13 protein-coding genes are annotated in these 13,165 nt (G+C 52.5%); all 13 read right to left on the bottom strand.

Translation table 11 applies throughout. The annotated features are described in order from the left end of the window. Window positions 1-58: 58 nt before the first annotated feature. Complete coding sequence (greA, locus tag AAFJ72_RS01095) at window positions 59-535, bottom strand: transcription elongation factor GreA (protein WP_122906040.1); 477 nt, start codon at window positions 533-535, stop codon at window positions 59-61. Between the two features lie 215 nt (window positions 536-750). Then, window positions 751-1,779 carry a tRNA dihydrouridine synthase DusB gene (dusB, locus tag AAFJ72_RS01090; RefSeq protein WP_432775775.1) on the bottom strand — a complete coding sequence of 343 codons (1,029 nt, stop codon included), beginning with the start codon at window positions 1,777-1,779 and terminating at the stop codon, window positions 751-753. A gap of 68 nt (window positions 1,780-1,847) precedes the next feature. Further along, entirely contained in the window at window positions 1,848-2,057 is a 210-nt protein-coding gene (locus tag AAFJ72_RS01085) for a helix-turn-helix domain-containing protein (protein ID WP_005836203.1), read from the bottom strand. After that, window positions 2,009-2,539 (bottom strand): 2-amino-4-hydroxy-6-hydroxymethyldihydropteridine diphosphokinase, encoded by a 531-nt coding sequence (gene folK, locus AAFJ72_RS01080; RefSeq protein WP_432775774.1) that lies wholly within the window; start codon window positions 2,537-2,539, stop codon window positions 2,009-2,011. The genes AAFJ72_RS01085 and folK overlap by 49 nt, the downstream gene beginning before the upstream one ends. Continuing rightward, complete coding sequence (gene folB, locus AAFJ72_RS01075; RefSeq protein ID WP_122906037.1) at window positions 2,536-2,907, bottom strand: dihydroneopterin aldolase; 372 nt, start codon at window positions 2,905-2,907, stop codon at window positions 2,536-2,538. The genes folK and folB overlap by 4 nt, the downstream gene beginning before the upstream one ends. A 2-nt stretch (window positions 2,908-2,909) precedes the next feature. Next, window positions 2,910-4,097 (bottom strand): dihydropteroate synthase, encoded by a 1,188-nt coding sequence (gene folP / locus AAFJ72_RS01070; protein ID WP_432775773.1) that lies wholly within the window; start codon window positions 4,095-4,097, stop codon window positions 2,910-2,912. A gap of 53 nt (window positions 4,098-4,150) precedes the next feature. Continuing rightward, window positions 4,151-4,996: an aminodeoxychorismate lyase gene (gene pabC, locus AAFJ72_RS01065; RefSeq protein WP_432775772.1), complete on the bottom strand. Its 846-nt coding sequence runs from the start codon at window positions 4,994-4,996 to the stop codon at window positions 4,151-4,153. A gap of 239 nt (window positions 4,997-5,235) precedes the next feature. Then, complete coding sequence (locus AAFJ72_RS01060) at window positions 5,236-6,498, bottom strand: PTS ascorbate transporter subunit IIC (RefSeq protein ID WP_122906035.1); 1,263 nt, start codon at window positions 6,496-6,498, stop codon at window positions 5,236-5,238. Window positions 6,499-6,504: 6 nt separating this feature from the next. Next, complete coding sequence (locus AAFJ72_RS01055; RefSeq protein WP_122906034.1) at window positions 6,505-6,780, bottom strand: PTS sugar transporter subunit IIB; 276 nt, start codon at window positions 6,778-6,780, stop codon at window positions 6,505-6,507. A gap of 3 nt (window positions 6,781-6,783) precedes the next feature. After that, complete coding sequence (locus AAFJ72_RS01050) at window positions 6,784-8,850, bottom strand: BglG family transcription antiterminator (protein WP_290426827.1); 2,067 nt, start codon at window positions 8,848-8,850, stop codon at window positions 6,784-6,786. Window positions 8,851-9,030: 180 nt separating this feature from the next. Then, complete coding sequence (locus AAFJ72_RS01045; protein ID WP_432777130.1) at window positions 9,031-10,239, bottom strand: MDR family MFS transporter; 1,209 nt, start codon at window positions 10,237-10,239, stop codon at window positions 9,031-9,033. A gap of 221 nt (window positions 10,240-10,460) precedes the next feature. Further along, window positions 10,461-11,285, bottom strand: a complete 825-nt coding sequence (locus tag AAFJ72_RS01040) for a helix-turn-helix transcriptional regulator (protein WP_290426826.1) — start codon at window positions 11,283-11,285, stop codon at window positions 10,461-10,463. A gap of 200 nt (window positions 11,286-11,485) precedes the next feature. Beyond that, on the bottom strand, window positions 11,486-13,117 hold the full coding sequence (locus AAFJ72_RS01035) for a peptide ABC transporter substrate-binding protein (protein WP_432775771.1): 1,632 nt from the start codon (window positions 13,115-13,117) through the stop codon (window positions 11,486-11,488). Between the last annotated feature and the right edge of the window lie 48 nt (window positions 13,118-13,165).

Genomic DNA, 13,165 nt, shown 5'->3' with positions numbered 1-13,165 from the left:
CAATACAATCAAATAGCGATACGGCGTACCTTGTAAAAGGTACGCCATGATAAACTGCTTACATGTTAATATCGAGGATTTCGTACTGAATGACGCCTGCTGGTACGTTCACGTCTACAATCGCGCCCTTGGTCTTGCCCAAAAGCGCCTGACCTACAGGAGACTCGTTGGAAATCTTGTTGTTCATCGGATCGGATTCGGCAGAGCCTACGATTGTGTAATCGACGATGTCGCCAAACTCCAGGTCTTTCAGCTTCACTGTTGAGCCGACGCTTACTACACCTGTGTTCACGTCATCATTGGTGATGATGGTGGCCTTGCGGAGCATTTTTTCCAGCGTCAGAATGCGGCCTTCGATGAACGCCTGCTCATTCTTCGCTTCTTCGTATTCAGAGTTCTCACTGATATCTCCAAAGCTGATCGCTTCTTTAATCCTTGCAGCAACTTCCTTGCGTTTAACCGTTTTCAAATCTTCAAGCTCTTGCTCCAGTTTTGTCAAACCTTCTGGTGTCAGGAAAACTTCTTTTTCAGACATGATTCAATTCCCCCGTTTTATAAATGATTCCTTTGGCACTGGGTAAAGTACAAAGGATTATATGTAGTTGTTCTATACAATATACAGCAGAACGCAACAACGGTGAGGGTTCAAAGGTAAAGCTGCCAGGGTTAACTGGCAGCTTGGCTCCCAATATTACGGAGTATTATAGGATATGAAGGAACCCTTGTCAATGTCTGGAACAAACAACCATTTTAGTAGCTGACAGCCTCATCGCGTGCCGATTCCAGAGGCTCCTCCAGGTCATCTGCGCAGTTTTCGACCCAGTCGACATAGTCAGTCAAAACCCGCCGAAGCTCTTCTTCCGTCTCCACGGCATTCACCAGGTTTTTCGTATGGGTCGAGCCGCGCAGCCCTTTCAAATACCACGCTGCGTGCTTGCGCATTTCCAGCACGCCTACGCGCGGACCTTTCAGCGCAATCAGACGCTCGGCGTGCAACAGACAGATCTCGATCTTTTCGCGCACGGAAGGCTCGGGTACGAGCTCGCCTGTCGTCAGGTACTGGACCGTCCGATACAGCATCCACGGATTGCCAAGTGCGGCGCGTCCGATCATGACGCCATCGCAGCCTGTCGTATCGAGCATGCGTTTTGCATCCTCCGGTGACGCGACATCGCCATTGCCAATGACCGGAATCGAAACAGCTTCCTTCACGCGTCCGATCCAGTTCCAGTCTGCATGCCCTTTGTACATTTGTACACGCGTGCGACCGTGGACTGCGATTGCCTTGCCGCCTGCGCGCTCAACCGCCTGGGCATTTTCCACCACGTACAGGTGCTCTTCGTCCCAGCCCAGACGCATTTTCACCGTAACCGGCTTTTCCACGGCATCCACTACAGCCGAAACAACCTCGTAGATTTTATTCGGATCGAGCAGCAGGCGGGCACCTGCGTCGCAACTCGTAACTTTCGGAACGGGACACCCCATGTTGATGTCGATAATGTCTGCATTTGTATGTTGGTCTACATACTTCGCCGCTTCTACCAGCGTTTCCTTGTCGCCGCCAAAAATCTGCAAGCTTAGCGGTTTCTCGCGCTCATCGACATACAGCATATCAATCGTCTTTTTGTTGCCGTGGACGATTCCTTTGTCGCTGACCATCTCCGCGCACACCAGTCCGGTGCCAAACTCTTTGGCAATCAAACGAAAAGCAGGGTTGCACACACCTGCCATCGGGGCGAGAACGACGTTGTTTTTCAATTCAACGTTACCGATTTTCATCTATTTTCAACCTCCTTGTTCCCGATTCACGGGTTATTGGAGAGGAAGAGACTCATCCAAACAGTCTATCATTTATTTATAGCACATAATTCTTCGTAGTCGACCTGTAAAGTGCTGGCGATCTTGCGCAGGACCGGCTCTGTCGGCGTGCGGGTTCCCCGCTCAAGCGATCCGACAAACGACAATGATACCCCCAGCTTTTCCGATAGCGACTGCTGTGTATACCCTTTTAACTTGCGGAAGGATCTGATCCGATTTCCCAGTTGGTTGCTCCCCACTCTCGTACCCCCTTCTGATCTTCTGCCAATAAGGAAAGATAATGGTCAATAGTCTGGTCGTGGCCGGGCAAAACTCCGCCCTCCCAAATATCGCGCAATGGAACGAGCACAAAAGCACGCAGGCTAAGTCCCGGATGCGGGATGACGAGATGCTCCAACGAGACGGAGGATGTGCCGTACAAGAGAAGATCAATGTCTATTGTACGCGGTCCCCAGCGGATCGTGCGAACGCGTCCCAGCTCCCGCTCCACTGCCAAAGCCGTTTCCAGAAGCTGCTCTGGGGAAAGGTCTGTTTCGACCGCTACGGCCATATTTAAAAACGCCTCTTGCTCGACGTAGCCGAACGGCTCTGTTTCGTAAACAGGCGATACACGCAGTACGCGAATCCCTGCTTGCCCATCAAGCTTGCGGATCGCCTGACGCAGATTCTCTGCCCGATCCCCCTGGTTCGAGCCAAGCCCCAGATAAGCAGTCACACTCATGAAGCAAAATCCTCTCTTTTGCGCGTCATCTCAATGGCGACAGATTCATAGTGCCCGTTGATCGGCGGGTTCGGCTTAGTCACCTTGACTTTGACCTCTTGCAGAGGAAATTGCGTCAAAAGCCGTTCGGCAATGACCGCCGTCAGTTTTTCCACGAGATTGAACCGTTCGCCCTCGACAATTTTTTGCACACAAGTATAAATATCGGCGTAATTGATCGTGTGTTGCAGTTCATCGCTTGCGCCTGCCAGCGACAAGTCGGCAAAAAGCTCCAGGTCGACGTAAAAACGCTGGCCCAGCTCCGCCTCTGCTCCAAACACGCCGTGGTAGCCGTAAAACGACATGCCGTTGAAGTAAATTTTGTCCAACGTCAAATGCCCCCCTTCAGCATCGCGTCCATCATCTTCGCAACCCGCTTCATCTCTTTGACATCGTGCACCCGCACCATGTGGCAGCCTTTGGCGACACCGAGTGCAACCGTCGCTGCTGTCCCTTCCACCCGCTCATCCACAGGAAGGTCGAGGACGTGGCCAATCATCCGTTTGCGCGAGGTCGCGAGCAGGACCGGATACCCGAGAGCGACGAGATCGTCGAGTCGGCGCATTGTTTCAAGATTTTGCTCGACCGTTTTGACAAAGCCGATCCCCGGATCGAGAATAATCTGTTCCTCGCGCACACCCGCTCGCCGGGCAATTTGCACAGACTCGCGCAAGTCTCTGACAAAATCGGAGTAAAAGTCCCGGTAGTCCGTATCTGTGCGGTTGTGCATCAAAATAATTGGCACCCCGCGCTGTGCAGCCACCTCCGCCATGCGCGGATCGCGTTTTGCTCCCCAAACGTCATTGATGATATGCGCCCCGGCATCGAGAGCGCGCTCCGCTACAGCGGCTTTGTACGTGTCGATGGACAGCGGGACAGAAAGCTCCGCGGACAAACGACGAATCACTGGCAGCACCCTGTCCAGCTCCTCCGCCTCCCCGACCGGCTCCGCTCCGGGACGCGTAGACTCGCCCCCGACGTCGATGATGTCCGCTCCCGCTTCGACCATCGCGCGCGCCTGCGCCACAGCGTGGTCAAGGTCCACGAAGCGTCCTCCGTCCGAAAAGGAATCGGGCGTCACATTGAGAATGCCCATTACCAGCGTCCGTTCGCCAAGCGGCAGGGTGTAACGGCCGCAATGCAGCTCCCGTCTGGCCCGCAGCCGCCCAGGCATCGCCAAAACCTCCCGTACCTCTGCCGCCACGGCTGCAAGCTCCTCATCCCGTTGTTCCAGCTGCGACAGCGCCTGCTCCAACTGCTTTGGTCCCGCAAGCAAAAGCAGCCGTACTTTGCCAGTTGTACCCGGCTGCCCGGACACAACGGCGTCGGCCCCGACCGAGAGCATGTCCAGCCGCACTTTTTCCGCAGCGGCTGCACGCAAGTTTTCCACGTGGATCATCAGACCCGTTCTCCACTCGGCCAACTGCTCGGCCTGTTCGCCAAAAATCCCCCGCTGGGCAAGCTCCGCCAGCATCTCGTCAACGGTTGCCGCATGGATTCGAAATGGATTGTACTTCATGGACCTACTCCCTTTTTTCCGTCTTCGCATGTTGATTAGTAGCATACCACAAATTACATTCCAGTCGCTACAGACTGACGATAGGCCAAGTGCAGTTCACGTGTGAATTTTCCGTAGGTCGATGCGACTGGCTGGCCGTCTACTTCTGCCACCGGGACGATTTCCTGCACGGAGTTGGTGGTGAAAACCTCATCCGCCGCAAACAACGCTTCCAACCGATACCGTCCTTCCGTTGTCGGAATCGCCAACTGTTTTGCCAGGCGCAAAACATGGCGGCGGGTCACTCCATCGAGAATGCCCGTATCCAGTGAAGGGGTGAACAGCTGCCCGTCCTTGACCCAGAACAGATTGCTGACGATGCCTTCTGCGAGAAAGCCGTCGTGCGTCAAAAACAGCCCTTCCGTATCTGTACGCGCCCCCAGCTCCTGGCGAGCCAGCGCGTTGTTGAGGTAGTTGTGCGATTTGAAGCGCTGGTGCCCCTCCGCAGTCTGCCGCGCCAAGGCCAACGTCTGCAACCGCTTTGGCTGAGGTGGAACGGCAAGCGGGGCGACCGGCTTGGCAAATACGAACAGCGACGGGCGCTCGTAGCCGCCTGTCACCAAGCCCACTCCTTCCGGCCCGGCGGTGACGCTGAGGCGCACATACGCATCCCTGAGCCCATTGGCGTCAATCGTTTGCATGATCGCCTCCGCCAGCTCCGCCTTCGACCATACGGGCTGAATCTGCAACGCCAAAAGCCCGGAGCTAAGCCGGGCAAAATGGTCGTCCCACAAAAACAGTTTGCGGTCGTACACACGCATCGTCTCAAACAGCCCGATGCCGTACAAAAATCCGTGATCCAAAACCGATACGCTCGCCTCGTGTGCCGGACAGATCGTCCCGTTTACATAAACGTGCATCTTTGCCCTCTCCCGATAACATAGTCGAGAGCATCATACCATATTTTCCGGCGAAAGCGCAGTTTCCCGAGCGCGTTTTCCATGTATGAAACGTGGCGTATACGCTGCCAGTGGTGCCAACTAGGGCCGGCCAGTTTTCGTGCGGACAGGGATGACTGGCAGAAAAAACAGCGGCTGCTCTCGGACCAGAAACGAAGGTCCGGGACAACCGCTGCTTTTTACAAAACATAGGCATGCCATTAGTTAAACAAGGCGACAATTTTCCCCAAAACAATCCCGACAACCCCGAAGTCCGCGTCTCCGAAGGTCGTTCCTTCAAACCCGAGCGAGCCAAGGACCGGCAGCAGCAGGGCTGGCAGGAAGCTGATAAGAAGGCCGTTTACGAATGCCCCGGCGATGGCACCGCGGCGTCCGCCCGTCGCATTTCCGAACACCCCGGCTGCAGCACCCGTAAAGAAGTGCGGGACAAGACCAGGCACGATGACTTTCAGACCGAACAACGGCAGCAGGAACATCGAGATCAACCCTGCTACGAAGCTGACGAAAAATCCGATGATGACGGCATTGGATGCAAACGGAAAGACCGTCGGGCAGTCCAGCGCCGGGATGGCATTGGGCACCACTTTCTCAGCAATCCCTTTGAAGGCAGGAACGATCTCCGCGAGCAGGATGCGTACCCCAGCCAGGACGATGTATACCCCGGCTGCAAACGTAATGGCTTGCAGTACGGCATAAACCAGGTAGTTTTGACCTGCGCTAAGCTCTTTTTCTACGTAGCCGGGACCTGCCGCGATCGCTACGATGAAAAACAGTACAGTCATGGTCAGCGAGACTGACACCGACGTATCCCGCAAAAAGCCGAGCGATTTTGGCACTTTGATATCTTCTGTCGATTTTTCCGGATTGCCCACCACTTTTCCGATCGCGCCTGCGACCAGATAACCGATGGAGCCGAAGTGACCCATGGCAATGTCATTGGTACCTGTAATTTTGCGCATGAACGGTTGCAGCATGGCAGGAGACAGGACCATCAAGGCTCCGAGAATAATCGAACCGATGAGTACCAACGGGAAGCCTTTGACACCGCCAGTCGACAGGATGACGGCGATCATGCACGCCATGAACATGGTATGGTGACCAGTCAGAAAGATGTACTTGAACGGCGTAAAGCGGGCCAGCAGGATGTTGACAACCATCCCGAACAGCATAATCATCGCCGTTTCCGCGCCGAAGGTTTGCTGTGCCAGCGCTACAATCGCTTCATTGTTAGGAATAACACCTTGAATCTGAAACGCCTTGTCGAACATGCTCCCGAATGAGCCGAGTGCGCCAATCAGTATGCCTGCACCGGCACCCAGGATCAGGAACCCCATGATTGTCTTCAAGGTTCCCGATACAACATCCGTGATGCCTTTTCTTTGCAAGAGCAGCCCGACCAGGGCGAACAAGCCTACCAGAATCGCGGGAGTTCCCAAAATATCTTTCATAATCACGTCGAGCATCGCTCATCATTCCTTCGTGAAGTATTGTTGGAGTGCTTCCTTGATTTCAGACTGGTTCAGGATGTTTTGCAGGCCGATCACATACCGTTTGCCGTCTTCCAGCTGACCGACGATGTCTTTCGAGCCAAGGTACACGTCAGCGCTCTCGGTTTTGCTCGTAGCCAGGTCGGTATGGGAAACTTCTGCCTGGATGCCCAGTTCGCCCAAAATCTTTTTCACGTTCATCTCTACGATGAAACTGCTGCCCAATCCGTTTCCGCAAACGACCAAAATCTTTTTCATGATTCAATTCCCCCTGTTTTTGGAATACGCAGTGATGTAACCAAGGATCGTCTCCTTGTCTGCCGCGTCGATCAGCTTGTCGATGTTGTCTTCTTCCGACAGCATCATGGACAGCTGGGACAACGCTTTGAGATGGGTTTCGTTATCGACAGCCGCCAGTACGATGATGAGCTGTGCTTCCCGCTGCTCCGTTTCCGAAAAAGAAACCGGCTGTTTCAAGCGGAGCAAGCTCATCCCCACCCGCTGAACCCCTTGCTCCGGTCTTGCGTGCGGCAGCGCCACCTTGGGTGCGATTACCACATAGGGTCCGTGTTCCTCCACATTGGCGATCATCGCCTGCACGTACGCCTCTGTGATGGAGCTGCTGTTCAACAGCGGTTCGGAGGCGATGCGGATCGCTTCCCGCCAGTCGCGCACGCTGTCCTTCAGCTGGATAAACTCGTCTTGCAGCAACTCGTCAAGCATTGGTTTTCTCTCCCTCTTCAGCTGTTTCTGCTGTTGCAGCACTTGTTGGATTTCCTCAGTCAGCTGATGTTCGTTCTCTACAACCGCATATTTTTTGACGATACTCAGGATCGTCTGTGCGGTAATGTGGGCGGGTGTGTTACCCGAAAGCGTTTCCATTTGGTGGAGCAGTTGCACCTTGTCCCGATCTGTCAAAATCGGGTTGACCAAAATGATGCGATGGCGTGGATTCGCGATTTTCGTGGTGGAGACGACGAGGTCGACGTCTTCGTGAAACTGCTCATACTGCCGCAGAGTGATCGGCCCTTGCAGATCGATGTTGGAAAACAGCCCTTCCAGCTGCTGGGTCAAAATCCGCGATGTGCCCACGCCATTTGCGCACACCAGCAACACCCGCCGCAGAGAGGTGGCGGTGATCCCCTGCCAGCGCATCCAGCCTCCGAAGTGAACCGTAATATAGGCGATCTCGTCGTCGCTGATCGTCTTGCCAATCAGCTTTTCCAATGGCTGCACGCTTTTTTTCGTCAGCTCGTAAATATCCCGGTACTGGCGCTGAATCATTTCCTTGATCGGATTCGTCACTTCGATGTCGTACAAAAACCGATAGTACGCAGGCTGCAGATGGAGATACAGATTGTGCTCCAGTTGCGCGCGCTGGTCAAAAACGACGCAAGCGCGGACCTCAAACAGATCAACCATTTCCGCGATCGCCTGCCGCAGTGCAGGAATCTCGTTCGACTTCGCTGCCTGCCCGAATTCGTTGACCTTCGCGCTGAGCAGCAGCGTAGTCAGGTAGCAAGCTTCATCATGCGGCAGTTCCAGCGGCAAGGTGCGCGTCAGCGCCTGGACGGCCTCGTAATGCCTCGTCTCCATGATCGGACTGATTTGCCGCTGGGGAAAGGCAACCGTATGCCCGTTTCCAATCCGTTTTAGATAGCAGGGAAAAAGATAGCTCAAAGGCTTCGTCGCATCCTCGGCAAACTGCACCTCCAGTTGCTTTTCGCAATCGCTTAACCATTGCAGGATAGCGTCGGGATTCGGAACGACCTGCTCCCCGCCCAGCAAATCCTTGAGCAGCGGCTCCTGCCCTTCATGCACCAGGGAATGGACATGGTGGCTGAGCAGGTTGCGGATGGTCAGCTCATCCCCGGTAATTTCGTAGCCGTCTGCGTAGGAGTATGCGAGCTGCAGACCATGCTTTTCCGCGTCCTCCTTGACGCTTTTCAAATCGTGCAAAATGGTATTCCGGCTGACGCCTGTTTTGTCCATGCACACTTGCGTAGTGATCCTCTCGTCCGCGAGCAGCACGTACAAGAGCAAGTAGACTTGCCTGTCCGCTGCACGCAGCACCAGCACATTCGGCTTGTTTTCCCCGATGATCCGGCCCGCTGCCTGCCTGCTCGCCGCGTCCAGGTAAAACCCTTTCGCATAGATGTGCTGAATCTGCTGAAGCCCTGCTTGCTTGAGCCAGTCGTTGATTTTCTGGATATCGTAGTACAACGTTCTGCGCGAAATTGAGAACTGCTCCATCAGCTCCTTGACGGACAAGGTATGATGGGACTGCACAAAAAGCTGCAACATTTGCATTGCTCTTTTGTCTAACATGGTGGCCACCCTTAGCACAAAATCATGCACATTTTGTTGCACCAGACGTTGTCTTGCCTCGTCTTTATGCCTCTACTTTACAACAGTTTCATTTTGGACAGTTAGAACGAATTTACCCCATGAAGTTGTGCAAAAAATGTGCTCAGAGGACTTTCCCCTGAGCAGTATGCCTGTCCTTGTCTATGTATGTAGGCCGGCTGTCTTGCTATCTCCGTTCACTTTCATCGGTTTTGCTCGCATCTGCTGCCTTTGTGCAGCGACAAACATAGGCATCGCCAACAGCGTTATCACCATCAACAAACCGAAAACGATGCCACCTTGCGAAAAGCCAAAAAGCTTGAGAAGCACGCCGCCAAACCAGGGTCCCATACTTTGGCCAATAAACTGAAACCCGCTTGCTCCGAAGTACGTGCCGCGAAGACGCTCCGGTGCGATCTCTTGAATCACCACTTCTGCCATCACAAAACTTAGCAATTCCCCTACCGTAAACAAGATCATGGACAGGATGAGCAGGAAAGGGGAATGAAACAAGCCAAACCCAAGCAAAGCCAAAGCAAGAAAGACGCTGCCAGCCTGCATGCAGGCCATGGAAGAAAATTTGCGGGCAAGTCGCATGACCGGCACTTGCAATAGCATCACGGCAACCGTGTTCGTCGTGACTAGCACAGAGAAAAGCTGTACCCCGTTCACAAACCCTGGAGCGTTTCCCATGTACTGGACCAAGGTAGATTCCATCTGGGCGTATGCGGCCGTCAGGAACATCGTGCCTATCAAAAAATAGCGGAATACGCTGTCCCGCAGAACCACACCAAATGCCTGCCGAAGGCCAATGCGCTCCGACTGTACGCGATTTGCGGACGCCTGCGGGTACATTCCTTTCAGGAGCAAGACCAGTACGAGGAATGCGGCATAGGTACCTGCTGTGAGAAAAAATGGCGCTGTCGACTCGGCGCTCCCCAGATAGACACCGGCAATCGGCCCAAGCGCGGCACCGGCATTGATGGCAAAATACCGGGTGTGGAACACGGCCAGTTGATCTTCCGGCTTCGTGATGTCGGATAGCAGTGCCTTGGACGTAGGCTCAAAAATATTCCGAAAAAATCCATTCAGTCCGCTTATCAAAAAGAAGCTCGTGATGGATTCCGTAAAGGCATAGCCAACGAATGTCAGACACCACCCCAGCAAGGAAACAATCATGACGGGATAACGTCCGTATCTGTCAGACCAGACACCTCCCAGGAAGCTGCTAAAGGTACCGACCAGAAAGCTCACGCCAATAATCGCTCCCGTAATATCCGCTTCGATTCCTTTGCTTTTGTATAGGTAAATTGCCAAAAAAGGCATCGTCATATATGTCGCCGCTCTGGACAAGAACGTTCCCGCTATCATACACCAGACGATGGGATGGAACCTTGCCACCTGAACCACCTGCTCTTTTCCCCGAAGTATACTGCCAATTCCTCCGTTACTATAGCGCAAGATGGGGAAATGGACTCTGCAGCAATTGCAGGAGTAGTTGCAGCAATAAGTGAGAGGCAGTCAAATAAAAAAACAGTTTGAGGGATCTCTCCCATCAAACTGCTTCTTGGCCATGATGTGCATTGATTGAATCAGACACTTTTTCTGAATTCGCTCGCGGTCATGCCGTACTTCTTTTTAAATAACCTTTCAAATGTGCTCAAGCTTCCGAAACCTACTTCAAAAGCAATATCCGTTACTTCATTGGGAGTTTTTCGCAACAGCCGTTCCGCTTGGCGAAGCCTGTAATCCGCAATGTACTGGCTGGGCGTCTGTCCAACATACTCTTTAAACAAGCGGATTAAATAAAATTTGCTGATTCCCGAAGCCTGTGACAATGTGTCGAGGTCCAGCTCTTTGGAAAAATCGTCGTGGATGTAATCCATCGCTTTGCGCAGCGAAGGGTGGTCTGTACACGATGCCGCGTTTCTCCAGGCATCGGAGTGAGCCCCTTTGGTATGCGAAAAAAGCAAAGATGCCAGCTCGTACTCAAACTCTCGCAGTTCTTCCAACTGCAAGGAGCTATCAAGCGTATGCTTCATCACATGGGCAGCAATTCTTTTAAAGCCCTCCACAGAGCTTTCCACCCAGGTCGCAAAGTCGAGCTGATCCACACTCCGCTCCAGCCGCTCTGTCAGCACCTTCTCTAAAAATGACCGTTGCAGGTTGATTAGCAGCAGTCTCGATCCTTCTTCATTTGCGTAATGGTAGTGCTTTTCACCAGGAGAAGTAATGCACCAGCGTCGTTCTTCAAACTTTCGCTCGTGGTTGTTGATTTGAATAAACGGTGTTCCGATCAGCGGAATGCTTAGCTGATAATCCGAACCGTGGCCGTGAACTTTGGGATCAGCCATTTTCGGCGAAAATTGAATCATCATCAGCTTGCTTTGCCCCAAATTCAATTCAAACAGTTTCATTGTGATTCCCCCAGCCATCCTCTTTCCAAAGCACCCCTACCATTACCGCGGCAACATGATAACCATGACAACTATTATAATAGGTCCATTTGAAACATCGACCTGTTTTTTACAATTTTTTATACAATTCGTTTTTCTTTTTCTCTGTGCGACGCGAAAAAACCCCGATACTGATGTACCAGGGTTTTCCATATTGCTCGTTACTCAACGGTTGCCCATTTCCAATCAATGAAACCGAGACCGTCAATGAGCACACCTTTGACATTCTCCTTCTGTACCCAGGTCTCCGTATTGTGGTAGATAGGCACAATGGGCATTTCATCCATGAGGATTTGTTCCGCCTGCGCCAAAAGTTGTTTCCGCTTTTCCGGGTCCGCTTCGATCGAAGACTGATTGAGCAGTTCTTTGTATTTGGCGTTTTCCCAGAACGTATTGTTGTTTCCGCCGTTTTTGTCTTTAAACATTTCCAGAAAGTTAATAGGATCGTTGAAATCACCGAGCCAGCCGGAACGGCAAACCATGAAATTGCCTTGGTTTTGGTCTTCCAGGTAAACCTTCCATTCCTTGTTGCTGAGCTGCACTTCGACACCGAAGGTCTTTTTCCATTGATCCTGGATCGCCTCCGCAATTTTCTTGTGCGCTTCCGACGTATTGAAGGAAAGCGCGATCGGCGGAAGCTTGGTGATGCCCAACTCCTGCATTCCTTCCTGCAACAATCGCTTGGCCGTTTCTACATCGTTGTCTTTGTAATATGGTTGGGTCGATACGGCCATCGAGGGCGGCACGAGACTGAACGCCGTTTTCTCGTTTCCTTGTGTAATATTGTCGATGATCTGTTGCCGATTAATGGCATAAGCAAATGCCTTCCTGATTTTCGCATTGTTGAAGGGCACTTTTTCCGTATTGAATTTATAGAAATACGTTCCTGCGATTGGCTGTGAAACTAATGTACCAGATTCTTTCAAGGCAGGCATGGCGTCTATGGGCAAGGAGCTTAAAGGCTTCCCGGCCCAATCCAGCTCATCGTTTTCAAACATGGAGAACTCCGTGTTTTCGTCTTCCACAATGGAGAATTTGATGCCATCCAGCTTCACGGTGTCCTTGTCCCAGTAGTTTTCATTTTTCACCAGGACCAGCTTGCTCTTGTGCTCCCATGACTCGATTTTAAACGGCCCATTGCCTACATGAGTAGCTGCCTCTGCTGCCCATTGCGGATTGGCCTCAACGACTTTCCTGTTTACCGGATAATAGGTATAGAACGCCGTCAGTTCGAGGAAAAACGGAGTTGGATTTTCCAGCGTCACTTCCAGCGTCTTCGCATCGATGGCCTTCACGCCCACCTCTTCCGCCTTCGCTTCTCCCTTATTGAATTTTTCGCCGTTTTTCAGATAAAACAACTGGTAGGCGTAGCTCGAACCTGTCTTCGGATCAAGGGCGCGCTTCCACGCAAACTCAAAATCCTGTGCCGTAACAGGATCGCCGTTGCTCCACTTGGCATCACGGAGATGAAAGGTGTACGTCAGCATGTCAGAAGATACATCAATTTTTTCAGCCATGGATGGATTAGGTTTCATATTTTCATCAGTCCGGGTCAACCCGTCAAAAGTGGCACGGATAATGGCACCCGAAGTCGTATCTTCCGCAAGCCCTGGATCAGCGGTCGGCGGTTCCGAATGGAGATTCCATCGCAGCACTTTCGGCTCGCCCTTCTTTTCAGAAGATGAAACTGCCGTGTCATCTGTCGGTTTGGTGGCCGTCTCACTGCCGCAGCCAGCCAGGACGGACCCGGCTACGAAAAGTGAACAAATTCCTGCACTGATGCTTCTTTTCATGTTTATCCCCCTCTTTCTGTTGGTCGGTACTAGACCCGACCTCCCAAA

This window comes from Brevibacillus gelatini (assembly GCF_050920745.1).
GTDB classification, from domain to species: Bacteria; Bacillota; Bacilli; order Brevibacillales; family Brevibacillaceae; genus Brevibacillus; species Brevibacillus gelatini.
This window is presented reverse-complemented; position numbering and strand designations above follow the sequence as displayed.

What these genes read in the sequence shown, in the direction of transcription:
- greA (WP_122906040.1), bottom strand. Translation starts at nt 535, where the DNA reads ATGTCTGAAAAAGAAGTTTTCCTGACACCAGAAGGTTTGACAAAACTG.
- dusB (WP_432775775.1), bottom strand. Translation starts at nt 1,779, where the DNA reads ATGAAAATCGGTAACGTTGAATTGAAAAACAACGTCGTTCTCGCCCCG.
- folK (WP_432775774.1), bottom strand. Translation starts at nt 2,539, where the DNA reads ATGAGTGTGACTGCTTATCTGGGGCTTGGCTCGAACCAGGGGGATCGG.
- folP (WP_432775773.1), bottom strand. Translation starts at nt 4,097, where the DNA reads ATGAAGTACAATCCATTTCGAATCCATGCGGCAACCGTTGACGAGATG.
- pabC (WP_432775772.1), bottom strand. Translation starts at nt 4,996, where the DNA reads ATGCACGTTTATGTAAACGGGACGATCTGTCCGGCACACGAGGCGAGC.
- AAFJ72_RS01060 (WP_122906035.1), bottom strand. Translation starts at nt 6,498, where the DNA reads ATGCTCGACGTGATTATGAAAGATATTTTGGGAACTCCCGCGATTCTG.
- AAFJ72_RS01055 (WP_122906034.1), bottom strand. Translation starts at nt 6,780, where the DNA reads ATGAAAAAGATTTTGGTCGTTTGCGGAAACGGATTGGGCAGCAGTTTC.
- AAFJ72_RS01050 (WP_290426827.1), bottom strand. Translation starts at nt 8,850, where the DNA reads ATGTTAGACAAAAGAGCAATGCAAATGTTGCAGCTTTTTGTGCAGTCC.
- AAFJ72_RS01045 (WP_432777130.1), bottom strand. Translation starts at nt 10,239, where the DNA reads ATGATAGCGGGAACGTTCTTGTCCAGAGCGGCGACATATATGACGATG.
- AAFJ72_RS01040 (WP_290426826.1), bottom strand. Translation starts at nt 11,285, where the DNA reads ATGAAACTGTTTGAATTGAATTTGGGGCAAAGCAAGCTGATGATGATT.
- AAFJ72_RS01035 (WP_432775771.1), bottom strand. Translation starts at nt 13,117, where the DNA reads ATGAAAAGAAGCATCAGTGCAGGAATTTGTTCACTTTTCGTAGCCGGG.